At 36.5% G+C, this 12,936-nt stretch carries 10 protein-coding genes; 4 read left to right on the forward strand and 6 right to left on the reverse strand.

What is annotated here, in order from left to right; all coding sequences use genetic code 11:
- Positions 1 to 17: 17 nt before the first annotated feature.
- From BUC16_RS09415 to BUC16_RS09425, 3 genes are all read right to left on the reverse strand, one after another.
- Positions 18 to 1,745: a phospho-sugar mutase gene (locus BUC16_RS09415; RefSeq protein ID WP_073370068.1), complete on the reverse strand. Its 1,728-nt coding sequence runs from the start codon at positions 1,743 to 1,745 to the stop codon at positions 18 to 20.
- Positions 1,746 to 1,807: 62 nt separating this feature from the next.
- Entirely contained in the window at positions 1,808 to 2,761 is a 954-nt protein-coding gene (locus BUC16_RS09420) for a glycosyltransferase family 2 protein (RefSeq protein ID WP_073370070.1), read from the reverse strand.
- Between the two features lie 8 nt (positions 2,762 to 2,769).
- The gene (locus tag BUC16_RS09425) at positions 2,770 to 3,297 is read right to left on the reverse strand and encodes a DUF4199 domain-containing protein (protein WP_073370072.1); all 528 of its coding nucleotides are present in this window, start codon (positions 3,295 to 3,297) and stop codon (positions 2,770 to 2,772) included.
- Positions 3,298 to 3,543: 246 nt separating this feature from the next.
- On the opposite strand from BUC16_RS09425, the gene BUC16_RS09430 reads away from it, so the two are divergent.
- From BUC16_RS09430 to BUC16_RS09440, 3 genes are all read left to right on the forward strand, one after another.
- Positions 3,544 to 3,795 carry a type B 50S ribosomal protein L31 gene (locus BUC16_RS09430; RefSeq protein WP_073370073.1) on the forward strand — a complete coding sequence of 84 codons (252 nt, stop codon included), beginning with the start codon at positions 3,544 to 3,546 and terminating at the stop codon, positions 3,793 to 3,795.
- 140 nt (positions 3,796 to 3,935) lie between these two features.
- Positions 3,936 to 5,111, forward strand: coding sequence for a GlmU family protein (locus tag BUC16_RS09435; RefSeq protein WP_073370075.1), 1,176 nt, complete (start codon positions 3,936 to 3,938; stop codon positions 5,109 to 5,111).
- A gap of 160 nt (positions 5,112 to 5,271) precedes the next feature.
- Complete coding sequence (locus BUC16_RS09440) at positions 5,272 to 6,018, forward strand: hypothetical protein (protein ID WP_141226118.1); 747 nt, start codon at positions 5,272 to 5,274, stop codon at positions 6,016 to 6,018.
- Positions 6,019 to 6,120: 102 nt separating this feature from the next.
- Here the strand turns inward: BUC16_RS09440 and BUC16_RS09445 are convergent, their stop codons facing one another.
- Complete coding sequence (locus BUC16_RS09445) at positions 6,121 to 8,151, reverse strand: S9 family peptidase (protein ID WP_073370078.1); 2,031 nt, start codon at positions 8,149 to 8,151, stop codon at positions 6,121 to 6,123.
- 291 nt (positions 8,152 to 8,442) lie between these two features.
- Here BUC16_RS09445 and mtaB point away from each other — a divergent pair, with 291 nt between their 5' ends.
- Positions 8,443 to 9,807, forward strand: coding sequence for a tRNA (N(6)-L-threonylcarbamoyladenosine(37)-C(2))-methylthiotransferase MtaB (mtaB, locus tag BUC16_RS09450; RefSeq protein WP_073370079.1), 1,365 nt, complete (start codon positions 8,443 to 8,445; stop codon positions 9,805 to 9,807).
- A gap of 54 nt (positions 9,808 to 9,861) precedes the next feature.
- Here mtaB and BUC16_RS09455 read toward each other — a convergent pair whose 3' ends face one another.
- Together BUC16_RS09455 and BUC16_RS09460 are read right to left on the reverse strand one after the other, a co-directional pair.
- Positions 9,862 to 12,402: a vWA domain-containing protein gene (locus BUC16_RS09455; protein ID WP_084546135.1), complete on the reverse strand. Its 2,541-nt coding sequence runs from the start codon at positions 12,400 to 12,402 to the stop codon at positions 9,862 to 9,864.
- Between the two features lie 2 nt (positions 12,403 to 12,404).
- Positions 12,405 to 12,905: an RNA polymerase sigma factor gene (locus BUC16_RS09460; RefSeq protein WP_073370081.1), complete on the reverse strand. Its 501-nt coding sequence runs from the start codon at positions 12,903 to 12,905 to the stop codon at positions 12,405 to 12,407.
- Positions 12,906 to 12,936: the final 31 nt, after the last annotated feature.

Raw genomic sequence — 12,936 nt, forward strand, 5'->3', positions numbered from 1 at the left:
AAATTATTTGTATTTTATTAGTTCAACTGCAGGGCAGTAATGATATTCTTGATTTTGTTGTCTAAAACAGTTTCCACTTTCGTGAAATTTTCTACGCTGTCCAATTCAGTATTTACGCTGATGTAAAATTTAATTTTCGGTTCAGTTCCGCTTGGTCTGGCGCAAATCTTGGAACCATCTTCGGTGTAATAAATCAATACATCCGATTTAGGAAAGTCCAATGTTTCTTCTACGCCAGTCAATAAATTTTTGGCAACAGACGATTTGTAATCTTCCAACATAACCACTCGTTGACCATTGATTTCTTTTACGGGATTATTACGCATTGTCACCATCATTTGGTTGATTTCGGCTAATCCGTCCATTCCTTTTTTGGTAAGAGAAATTAGGTGTTCTTTGTAAAAACCGTGTTCTACATATAATTGTAATAATTCTTTGTAAACGCTGCTTCCGTTGGCTTTTACCTGAGCAGCCAATTCGCAAATCAATAAAGTGGCGGCAACGGCATCTTTGTCACGAACGGCATCGCCCACCATATATCCAAAACTTTCTTCGCCACCGCCAATGAATTCCAATTCCGGGAAATCCTTGATCATTTTGGCAATCCATTTGAAACCTGTCAAGCCTACTTTGAAACCCACTTCGTAAGCCGAAGCCAATTCCATGATCATTGGAGTGGAAACAATGGTGGAACCAACGAATTGTTTTCCATTAATTTTGCCCGCTTTTTTCCATTCTTTCAATAAAAAGGCGGTCATCAAAATCATGGTTTGGTTTCCATTCAACAAAATCATTTTGCCTTCGTTGTTTCTAACCGCAACACCTAATCTGTCACAATCTGGGTCTGTTCCAACAACAATATCGGAATTGGTTTTGTCTGCCAATGCCAATGCCAATGTCAAAGCTTCCGGCTCTTCGGGATTTGGAGATTTTACGGTTGGGAAATCGCCATTTGGAACTCTTTGTTCTTCAACAATGTTCACGTTTTTATATCCTGCTTGTGCAAAAGTATCGGGAACCAAAGTAATCGAAGTTCCGTGTAAGGAAGTAAAGACAATGTTAAGATTGTCTTTCGCTGCTTGCGGCGTTCCAAAACTGGCATTTTCGATAGTCGATTTTATGAAAGCCTGATCAATTTCGGCATCTATGTATTGAATCAAATTTTCGTTGGCGTCAAACTTGATTTGGTTGTAATTCAAGTTTTCAATAGTATTGATGATGTCGCCGTCTTGCGGAGGAACGATTTGTCCACCATCTTCCCAATATACTTTGTAACCGTTGTATTCAGGTGGATTGTGGGATGCTGTTAATACAATTCCGCATTGGCAACCCAAATGTTTTAATGCGAAGGACAATTCTGGAGTTGGTCGCAAATCCGAAAATAAATAAACCTGGATTCCATTCGCAGAGAAAACATCGGCAACCACTTTCGCCAACGATTTACTGTTATGACGACAGTCGAAAGCGATAACGGCTTTCAAAGGTTGGTTTGGAAAGGCAATTTTCAAATAATCAGAAAGTCCTTGGGTGCTTTTTCCAAGCGTGTATTTGTTGATGCGATTGTTTCCAACGCCCATAACACCACGCATTCCGCCTGTTCCAAATTCCAGGTTTTTGTAAAAACTTTCTTCCAAGTCTTTTGGAGAGGAAGTCATCATTGCTGTAACGGCTTCTTGTGTTGCTTTGTCGAATGTTGGTGTAAGCCATTCGTTTACTGCGTCTAAAATGTTTGCTTTGATTTCCATTTTATTATACTTTTAAATTTGAATATTTTTTTGAGGTCACAAATTGTGTCCTCAAAGTTTGTTTAATTTATTTCCTTCGAAACCTTGTATCGCTCTTCATTGTTCTTGGTTCTCAAAATGATTTCGCCCAGAAATCCTGCCAAGAATAATTGTGTTCCCAAAACCATCGTGGTTAGCGCAATATAAAACCAAGGATTATTGGTCACTAAACTATATCGCATTCCGTTATACATATGGTATAGTTTTGAACAGCCAATAAAACCAGCAGCAAAAAAACCTATAATAAACATTACGGACCCAATGGCCCCGAACAAGTGCATTGGTCTTTTTCCAAATTTTGACAAGAACCAAATGGTAATTAAATCCAGAAAACCATTGATGAAACGTTCCATGCCAAACTTGGTCTCTCCATATTTCCTGGCTTGGTGTTGCACCACTTTTTCGCCAATTTTATTGAAGCCCGCATTTTTTGCCAAAACGGGGATATAACGGTGCATTTCACCCGAAACTTCCACATTTTTCACCACGACATTCTTGTAGGCTTTCAATCCGCAATTAAAATCGTTTAATTGTACACCCGAAGTTTTTCTGGCAGCCCAATTGAACAATTTGGAAGGAAGATTCTTGGCAACAACTGAATCGTATCTTTTCTTTTTCCAACCTGAAACCAGGTCAAAATTTTGAGAAGTAATCATTTCGTATAATCCCGGAATTTCTTCCGGACTGTCTTGTAAATCGGCATCCATCGTGATAATGACATCGCCTTGTGCTTTTGCAAAACCAGCGTGCAAGGCCTGCGATTTTCCATAATTTTTCATGAAACGAATGCCTTTTACATTCGGATTTTCTGAGGATAATTCTTCGATTATGGACCAAGAATTGTCCTTGCTGCCATCATCTATGAAAATAACTTCATAAGTGTAATTGTTGGATTTCATTATGGAGAGAATCCAGGTATAGAGTTCTTTAAGCGATTCGTCTTCGTTGAGAAGCGGAATGAGTATGGATAAATTCATTTATATTTTTATTCTTGAGTAGGTTTGCTTTTAAAGATTAAAGCCAGTAGTAATCCAAAAAGAGCACTTCCAACTATGCTGTATATAGATCCTTTCATTAGTTCAATTGTTGAATAAGGGTTGTTTTCTTGCATTTTTTTGGCAGCTTCATTAATTGCAGATGAAGGTGTGCCAATTTTTTGTAACATTTCAACAGTATATTTAATGAAGATGTCGTTTAATGTATCTTTTGCAGAAGGGTCTATGACATTAAATAGAAGGATGTTGAAACCTACAGAGATCAATATTCCTATGACAGCAGAGATAAAATAAGTGGTAAATGCTTCTTTGAAAGAGAAAATACCTTTTAGTTCTTTTTTTGTTTTTGATAATAATACTATCCCAATAATGATGTAGACTAAAAAAATGATAATCCCTAACCACCATTTTACAAAAAGATTTAAATCAATTGAATAGATAGCCGTTGTAATTAATGCACTCACAATACCTGTGATAATCCCGTAAGAAATCCCGTTTTTCTTTATAATTTCATTCATGGTTGAAAGTATTTATTTATTAATCCACAAATATAGCAATTCCCAATATATTCCCGGATAAAAATCGGTTTTTACAATTATATAAAAAAAGCGATACAAAGATTTGTTTATTGAAAAATTAGTGTAAATTTGCAAACTCAAAATAATTAAAAAGTTTTAAACAAAAAGAGTAGTTGCATTTACACCTTTTTCTAAGTACGAGAAAGCTTCAAAATTAAAACGCTCAAAAAAATAAATAAAAAAAAGATGAAAAAAGGAATTCACCCAGAAAATTACAGATTAGTTGCCTTCAAAGATATGTCGAATGAAGAGGTTTTTATCACTAAATCTACTGCAGATACAAAAGAAACAATCACTGTTGACGGTGTTGAATATCCAGTTGTAAAAATGGAGATTTCTAGAACTTCTCATCCTTTTTACACAGGTAAATCTAAACTTATTGATACAGCAGGACGTATTGATAAATTCAAAACTAAATACGCTAAACACGGTAAATAATATTTATCAGTTTGATAACATAGGAAGCCTCACAGTTTGTGGGGCTTTTTTTATTTTTATTGCTATCCAAAACTTTGTAACTTTGGAATCCGTAAGTACGGACGAGTCTTGACTTATCTCTAACAAAAAAAAAACATATTATGAATTATATACTTTTCGACGGGCCAGCCAGAAACGCTTTGTTGCCTTTTACCTTCACGCGTCCAGTTGCCGATATTCTTGTTGGCATCATGACGATTCGTCAAAAATGGGAAATGCGTCTGGGTTCGACCACGACAACAATAACCGAGGAATATTTATCCGGAAAATTTCCAATGGTGGAAATGGAGGAGAATGTCATGATAAACGCGTCCTTTCTTCCCAATGCAATTTTGGCGGAAATGGTCGGTAATCTTGAAACAAACCAAGCCATTTTTAAAGGGGATGATGTTATTGCTTTTCATACCCACGAAAATCAGCAAGAAGTAAATTTTGAAACCTATGAAATTATAGAGTTCGAAGGCGACTGCATAAGAATAGAACATACTTGGGATATTTTTTCCAAAAATGATGCTGCGATTCGAGAGGATTTCGAACTTTTAACAGAAGACAGAATATCACAACCGATTCCTAAAAGTGTCAATACCATTGCCAAAGAAAATATATTTATAGAAGAAGGGGCAAAGTTGGAGTTTGTAACACTGAATGCTTCTTCAGGGCCCATTTATATTGGAAAAAACACCGAAATAATGGAAGGTACCATTATTCGTGGTCCATTTGCTTTATGCGAAAATGCCTCTGTTAAAATGGCGTCCAAAATTTATGGAGCAACAACCGTTGGTCCTTATTCCAGAATTGGCGGGGAAGTAAAGAACTCCGTTATTTTTGCTTATTCCAATAAAGGACACGAAGGATTTTTAGGGGATTCCGTTCTGGGAGAATGGTGTAATATTGGTGCTGACAGTAATAATTCAAACCTGAAAAACAACTACGAAGAAGTGAAAATGTGGAACTATGAAACCGAATCTTTTGAAAAAACGGGGCTCCAGTTTTGTGGATTGATGATGGGGGACCATAGTAAATGCGGTATCAACACAATGTTCAATACGGGAACGGTGGTTGGAGTGAGTGCCAATATTTTCGGAGCCGGATTTCCGCGCAACTTCGTGCCAAGTTTTTCATGGGGAGGAGCTGCAGGTTTTACCGTTTACATGACCCGAAAAGCGTTTGAAACGGCTCGATTGGTCATGAGTCGAAGAAATATTGAATTTGACGAAAAAGAAGCCGCTATTTTGCAACATGTTTTTGATGAAACCAAAATTTGGAGGAAAGAGTAAGTCTTGTTTGTGTATTCTAATTTAACTTGTTTTGAAATAGGAATGCACAATATAAAAATTATGTAAGCCTGATAAATTGGTATAATGCTGATTATTATGCAGATAAAATTGGTATTTTTGGAATTATTTCAAAGTGTAAGTTGTTTTAAAAAATGATTTCATGAAAATAATTCTCATATCAGTTGTGTTTATTTGCTCATTAATGTCTTTTTCACAAACAATTAATGATAGCGATACCAAGAAGCCTTTAGAAGGTAATTTTATAAATAATTCTTCCGAAAAATCTTTAACAAAGATTGATTCAGTTAAAGTTACTGATAATAATCAAAAGAAGTCTAAAATTCATGAATATTGGACTAAGGCTTCTTTTGCTGAATTAGGCTTTGGTGGTTATTCTTTTAAATCTGAATTACTAAATAAAAATGGTGTCTTTGGACAAGTCTCATTAGTACCTTTAAGTATGGGAACTAGTTCTCTTGGCGGATTGGGATTTGGGACCAAATTTTTTGAATATTTTGGTTTACAAGATATAGTTGAAATAAGTACAATAGCTCCTATTTATATCTATTTTCCAATTTATATATCAAAAAAACATGAAACAAATGGAGGTTCAATTCCATCGATGGTCAATTTATATGCTGGAGGGTCGCTGTGGTGTAAAGATTTGAATTCATCATCATCAAGTCCTGATGATATAATGATACTTCAAGCTACCGAATATTTTCATATAGGAATTAATTATATGTTTTATAATTATTCATTTGATGATCGTCCCTTTGGCAAAGGAAATTTTTCCCTTGATTGTGGAATGCTTTTTTATGAAACAAAGGGTGTGACTTTCAAAAACAGTTTCCATATTGGCATCCTATATAATTTTGCAGGTAAAGTGAAAAAATTTAAAAGCTAAACATATTTGATGAAACCAAAATTTGGAGGAAAGAGTAATAAATAATATAAAAACAGGAGTTACATAGCTTTGTAACTCCTGTTTTTATATTATTTACAATATTTATTTTTTAGGCTCGTATGTAACTTTAGAAATGTCAACAGTTATTTCTTTTAAACGTTTGGATACATTTTCTGGCATATCTTGTTGATATTTCCCGCCAAGAATCCCCGCCAAGAATTTTTCTGTTTCAGCATACATTGCCATACTATTTACAGGTTTTCTAAAACCGTGACCCTCATCATCAGCCAGTAGGTAGGAAACTTGTTTCCCTTTTTCTCTCAAAGCAACAACAATTTGTTCCGCTTCGGCTTTTTTAACTCTTGGGTCGTTTGCCCCTTGAATTATTAATAAGGGTTTCACAATTTTATCGGCACTAAACAATGGACTTGCTTCTTGCATTCTTTTTTTACCGTCTTCTGTTTTTGGATCACCAACCATTGCATAGAGTCTTGCCCTTCCTGCTTCCCAATAAGCAGGAATTGATTCCAATAGAGTAAAAATATTACTTGGTCCAACAATGTCAACACCACAAACATACAAGTCTGGAGTAAAAGCTAATCCTGCCAAAGTTGCATAGCCACCATAGCTTCCTCCCATAATGGCAACTTTATCTTTATTGGCAATTCCTTGTTCAATTAAATATTTCACACCCCAAGTGATGTCATCTTGCATTAATTTTCCCCATTGTAAGTCACCAGCGTTCAAGAAGTTTTTTCCGAAACCACCACTTGCTCTATAATTAGGTTGCAAAACCGCATAACCTCTATTTGCAAGAAATTGTACCTCTGCATTGTATCCCCAATTGTCTCTGGGGCCTTTTGGTCCGCCGTGGATTAACATTATCACGGGTAAATTCTTGCCATTTGAGCCCACAGGAAGGGTTAAATAGCCTGTGATTTCCATTCCGTCACTACTTTTATAGCTCACTGGTTTCATTTCGGCCAAATACTGTTCTACTTTTTTTAAAGCGGGTCTTGCTACATATTGCAGAAGTAATTCTTTGGTTTCAGTATTAAAAAAGTATAATTCGGAAGCGTATTTATCTCCAGTAATTGCTGCTAATAATTTCTTTTCATCATTTGTTGAACTTTGGAAGTATACTCGTCTCCCCGGGAATTTAGATTGTAAAAATTTATAGCTAGATTCCCAATTTTTATCTTTCCAGTAATAAGTGGTTTTATCATCTGTATAGGATGTAGAAATAATTTTATGGGTCAAATCGCTTGTGGAAAGTCCTCCAAAATCAACTTTGTTTTTTGGGTCACTTTCTATTTTGGTGATTTTTTGAGTTTCTAAATTCATTAAGAGCAAAGTAGAGAGGTTTAAGTCTCCTTTGTTGCTAACGAAATAGGCTTGTTTGTTGTCGGGTGTCCAGCCGGCAATATAAGCTTGTTCTGTAACTGAGGTTTCATAAATTGGAGTTAGTTTATCACCTTCTTTTTTATATGTTATGGTGATTCCCTTTTCATCAGTTTTAGAAAGAACCCTCAGGTTTTCATCCCAATCAAAGTCAAAACCAGTAACTCTATCTTTGTTTTCATATATTTTAGTAAGTTCACCGGTAGAAATTTTAAGCTGGTATAAATCGTGCCAAGCTTTATCCCTATCATTTAATAATACCATCATTAAATCTGGATTTTTCTTGCTGGCTAAGTTTATTCCTGCCGCAATTCCCTTTAATGGAGTTAGATTTCTAGATACAGGAACTTTATTTGCTTCTGCCGTAGCCATGGGGTCAACAGCAAATATATTTATGTTTTCATCCCCATTTTCGTCTTTTACATACAAGATATATTTTGCATCATACGACCAAAAATAACCTTGCATTGGGCGTTTACTGTTAGTAAGTGGCCTTGCTTTTTCAAATGGTTCATCGATTTTTTTGACCCAAATATTCATAATACCTTCATATTCCTTCATAAAAGAAATATATTTTCCATCAGGACTTAATTGTCCACCAGCAATTTCTGGATTTCCAAAAAACAACTCTCGGTCTAAAATTGGAGTTTCAGTTTTGTTGGTTTTTGTCTGCGCAACGGCAACAGTAACCATACTAATAAATACTGCAAGATGTAGAATAACTTTTTTCATAAAATTATGGTTTTAAGTTTGTTATTAATTGTAGAAAATTTGCGAAATTTTGTCTGTTTATTTCTTGGGTTTCCTTTGTGAATTTGCAAACTATTCTTACTTCGATGTAAATATATATTAAAATAATGTAAGTGATTGATTATTAATATGAAAAAATAAAAAAATTAGCGTCTATGCGTATGATTTAGCACTTGTTTTTCTTAGATTACTATTGATTTCATTTTAAAGTTTTTTGTTTGTAAATTTGCAACCTCAATTTTTTGACAACGATTTCATTAATTGAGCTATTTTATGGAAAACAGAAAAAAAGTTGCCTTTTATACCCTTGGGTGCAAATTGAATTTTTCGGAAACTTCGACCATTGCCAGAAGTTTTCAGGACGAAGGTTTTGACCGCGTCGATTTTGAAGAAGTGGCCGATATGTATGTCATCAATACCTGTTCGGTAACCGAAAATGCCGATAAACAATTCAAGCAAGTCGTGCGAAAAGCGATGAAACTCAATGACAAAGCTTTTGTTGCCGCCATTGGTTGTTATGCCCAATTAAAACCCGAAGAATTGGCTAATGTTGACGGAGTTGACTTGGTTTTGGGAGCTACAGAAAAGTTTAAAATTACCGATTACATCAACGATTTATCCAAAAACGATTTTGGAGAAGTGCATTCTTGCGAAATTGAAGAAGCCGATTTCTATGTAGGCAGTTATTCCATTGGAGACAGAACCCGTGCTTTCTTGAAAGTACAAGATGGTTGTGATTACAAATGTACCTATTGCACGATTCCATTGGCGAGAGGAATTTCCCGAAGCGATGAATTGCAAAACGTATTGAAAAATGCCAAAGAAATTTCCGCCCAGAATATCAAAGAAATTGTTTTGACTGGCGTAAACATAGGCGATTACGGAAAAGGAGAATTCGGCAACAAAAAACATGAACATACTTTCCTGGAATTGGTTCAAGAATTGGACAAAGTGGAAGGAATCGAGCGTTTGCGAATTTCATCCATCGAGCCGAATTTATTAAAAAATGAAACCATTGAGTTTGTGTCCAAAAGTCGAACTTTCGTGCCGCATTTTCATATTCCGTTGCAATCCGGAAGCAATGAAATCCTGAAGTTGATGAAACGCCGTTACCTTCGCGAAATATACACGGAGCGCGTGAATAAAATTAGAGAAGTGATGCCTGACGCTTGTATTGGCGTGGATGTTATTGTTGGTTTCCCGGGAGAAACCGATGAGCATTTCTTGGAAACTTACCATTTTTTGAATGACATGGATATTTCCTATTTACATGTTTTTACTTATTCAGAACGTGACAATACCGAAGCTGCTGATATGGAAGGAGTTGTTCCTGCCAATGTTCGAGCCAAACGCAGCAAAATGTTGCGCGGATTGTCGGTTAAAAAACGTCGTGCTTTTTATGATAGCCAGATAGGAACGAACAGAACCGTTCTTTTTGAAGCTGAAAATAAAGAGGGATACATTCATGGTTTTACCGAGAATTACGTGCGTGTAAAAACACCTTGGAACCCGGAATTGGCCAACACTTTACACGAAATCAATTTGACCAAAATTGATGAAGACGGAAGTGTTCGACTGGAGTTTACTTCGTCCGTTCAACCTGTGGTCTCGGGTTTAAATGTTTCAATTGAAAATTAAAAAAAAGTCCCGATAGTTTTTGATAACTATCGGGACTTTTTTTTTTGGAATATCTTATTTAACGGTTTCTACCAAACGGATAAATTCTGCTTTGTAACCGTCTTCGTCATTGGACAATCCTTCTTTTGCCAGTTTTTTGATGTCTTCTGTAGTCTTGTTGGGAACCAGATTGGAATCTCTTAATTTCAATCCAAACCAGGCAACGGCAGCGCTAAATTTGAAATCATCAGAGGAATTTTTCAACGGAACGGATTTGTTTTCTGTCACTTTTACCATTTCAATACTTTTATCTCCATCTGGTTTTTTGTAACGAAATTTTATGGTGGCCAGTTCATCGGAATAATTACTTTCGCTTGCGGCTACTTTCGTGTATTTCAAATCGGGTTGGTTGTTTAAAAAATCGCTTTTCACTCCAGTTGGAATCACTTCATACAAAGCCGTAACGGTATGTCCGCTTCCTAACTCACCCGCATCAATGGCGTCATTCGTGAAATCTTCGGGACGCAATTTTCTGTTTTCGTAACCAATCAATCTGTAGGCTTGTACCTGTTTTGGATTGAATTCGATTTGGATTTTCACGTCTTTGGCGATAGCAAACATCGAACCTTTGAACTCTTTTCCCAAGAAACGATTGGCTTCCTGAATATTGTCGATATAAGCATAATTCCCATTTCCTTTATCGGATAAAGTTTCCATTTTGCTGTCTTTGTAATTGCCCATTCCATAACCCAAACAAGTCAAGAAAACGCCTGATTTTCTTTTTTCTTCAATCAAGGTTTGCATGTCGGTATTGGAAGAAGCGCCGACATTAAAATCGCCGTCAGTTGCCAGAATTACCCTGTTGTTTCCGCCTTTGATAAAGTTTTCCTGGGCTAATTTATAAGCCAACTCTATTCCTTCTCCACCGGCCGTGCTTCCGCCTGCACTTAAATTCTCCAAAGCATTGATTATGGTTTGTTTTTCGTCTCCGGTTGTTGGCGGCAAGACCATTCCTGCTGCTCCGGCATAAACCACAATGGCTACTTTGTCTTTTTTGCGCAATTCGTTTACCAAGATTTTTAGCGATTGTTTCAATAATGGCAATTTATTGGCATCACTCATTGAGCCAGAAACATCTATCAAGAAAACCAAGTTGGAAGCCGGTAAACTTTCCGTTGTGATATTTTTGCCCTGCAAACCTATTTTCAGCAATTGATGTTTTGGATTCCAGGGACAACTGCTGTATTCGGTATGAATCGAAAATGGATGTTGGTCTTGTGGTTGTGGATAGTTGTACTTGAAAAAATTCATCATTTCTTCGACTCTCACGGCATCTTTAGGTACGGTTTGTCCATTGTTGATGAATCGTCTTACATTGGTATAGGAAGCATTGTCCACGTCAATAGAGAAAGTGGAAAGAGGTGCCGTATTTGGACTTTCAAACTGGTTTTCCACAAAATTATCATAGTCTTCTTGGGAAACTTCGATAGATTTTGGAGCAACTTCCGGCTTTCTGTTTTTATCCAGTTTTTTGAGTCTTCTTTCGAGTTCTTTTTGGGAAAGTTTTTGATAAGTTCCGTTTTTCGTTGTTATGATGACCACTCCGTTTGCGCCATGACTTCCATAAATTGCAGTTGCAGAAGCATCTTTAAGCACCTCAATGGATTTGATGTTATTTGGATTTATTTCTAATAAAGGAGAATCCAGAGGAACTCCATCAACAATATATAAAGGTTCGTTAGCTGTTGCGATGGATCCTGTTCCTCGAACATATATTGTTGGTGAGCTCACTTTTGATACCAAGTTTGCCATTTCTTTTGATTTTGAATCCGCCATTGCCATCTTCATTGCTTTTGATTTAGCCTCTGCTTCCGCTTTTGACATTGCTTTTGCTTTTGCGGAATATCTAGAAGATGCCTCCTGGACTTGAACTCCAGCAACTTTTCCTTGAAGGGCTTGGCTTAGGGAAGCAGCTTCAGCTTTTTCTAAATCGGCAACAGTAATTTGGGGAACAGAACCATTTTTGCTTTCGGGGGTTAAAACAACTTTTTCTTTACCCATAATTTCAATAGTTTCTCCTTTCATGGGGTTATTTTTCACGGTGGCAACAGCTCCCGTCAAAGATGATTTTTTTTGTGTTCCGTAACCAATGACAACCACTTCATTCAAAACATTGTCATCTGCTTCAACTGCTGCGATTCCAGTTCCATTTGAAGTAGGGTTTACTGCTGAAAAAGTATCAGCTACTACCAAAGGAGTTTGTCTTGAAATCTGTTTTTCCAGAATGGCTTCGGCATCTGGTTTGATGTTTTTGGATGGTTTTTCAATGGTGTTTGTGTCTTGTTTTTCTTGTATAACCACGTTGTTTTCCTTCGTTCCGTTTGGAACAATTGGGTTTGATTCGGGTTTGAGAAATTGGTAACCTAAAGAAAAAAACAATAGGAGCGAAGCGGCAATTGCCCATTTTTTCCAAAGAATAATTGCTTTTTTATCTTCTTTTTTGTCGAGTTTTTCTTCCACGCGCAGCCATACTTTTTCGAATGCCGGAAAGTCTTTTTCTCCTGCTTTTTGGGAAGCATTTTTTATTTTTTCGAATATTTTATCTTGATTGTCCATGACTATTTCGCTTTTTGGTAATACAAATTGTTTACTAATTCCTTTAGCTTGGTTTTCGAAGCATTCAATTGTGATTTGGATGTGCCTTCGGAAATGTTGAGCATGGCCGCGATTTCTTTGTGGCCATAGCCTTCGATAACGAAAAGATTAAAAATAGTCTTGCAACCTTCGGGAATGTGATTGAGCAAATTCAGTAAATCTTCCTCTTCGAGTTCGGTTACTTCATCGGTAAAAGGTTGCGAAAGGATTTTGACGTCATCAAGATACAAATTGAAATTGGTGTTTTTCTTGATGGTAGCCAAACAATGATTGACCGTAATTTTTCGGGACCAGGCTTCAAAAGCACCAAACTCTTTGAGTTGGTCAAGTTTTGTAAAAATAGTATAGAAAGCGTCGGCCAAGGCTTCTTCTATTTCTTCTTCTTTCTTTAGGTAACGCTTGCAAGTGCGGTACAATTTGGGAGCCATAAGCTCATACACCTGACGCTGGGCATCGCGGTGCATTTTTTTGCAGTCAGAAATTAAGTTTTCGTTT

Origin of the sequence: Flavobacterium fluvii, assembly GCF_900129545.1 — a bacterium.
GTDB classification, from domain to species: Bacteria; Bacteroidota; Bacteroidia; order Flavobacteriales; family Flavobacteriaceae; genus Flavobacterium; species Flavobacterium fluvii.

What these genes read in the sequence shown, in the direction of transcription:
- BUC16_RS09415 (WP_073370068.1), bottom strand. Translation starts at nt 1,745, where the DNA reads ATGGAAATCAAAGCAAACATTTTAGACGCAGTAAACGAATGGCTTACA.
- BUC16_RS09420 (WP_073370070.1), bottom strand. Translation starts at nt 2,761, where the DNA reads ATGAATTTATCCATACTCATTCCGCTTCTCAACGAAGACGAATCGCTT.
- BUC16_RS09425 (WP_073370072.1), bottom strand. Translation starts at nt 3,297, where the DNA reads ATGAATGAAATTATAAAGAAAAACGGGATTTCTTACGGGATTATCACA.
- BUC16_RS09430 (WP_073370073.1), top strand. Translation starts at nt 3,544, where the DNA reads ATGAAAAAAGGAATTCACCCAGAAAATTACAGATTAGTTGCCTTCAAA.
- BUC16_RS09435 (WP_073370075.1), top strand. Translation starts at nt 3,936, where the DNA reads ATGAATTATATACTTTTCGACGGGCCAGCCAGAAACGCTTTGTTGCCT.
- BUC16_RS09440 (WP_141226118.1), top strand. Translation starts at nt 5,272, where the DNA reads ATGAAAATAATTCTCATATCAGTTGTGTTTATTTGCTCATTAATGTCT.
- BUC16_RS09445 (WP_073370078.1), bottom strand. Translation starts at nt 8,151, where the DNA reads ATGAAAAAAGTTATTCTACATCTTGCAGTATTTATTAGTATGGTTACT.
- mtaB (WP_073370079.1), top strand. Translation starts at nt 8,443, where the DNA reads ATGGAAAACAGAAAAAAAGTTGCCTTTTATACCCTTGGGTGCAAATTG.
- BUC16_RS09455 (WP_084546135.1), bottom strand. Translation starts at nt 12,402, where the DNA reads ATGGACAATCAAGATAAAATATTCGAAAAAATAAAAAATGCTTCCCAA.
- BUC16_RS09460 (WP_073370081.1), bottom strand. Translation starts at nt 12,905, where the DNA reads ATGCACCGCGATGCCCAGCGTCAGGTGTATGAGCTTATGGCTCCCAAA.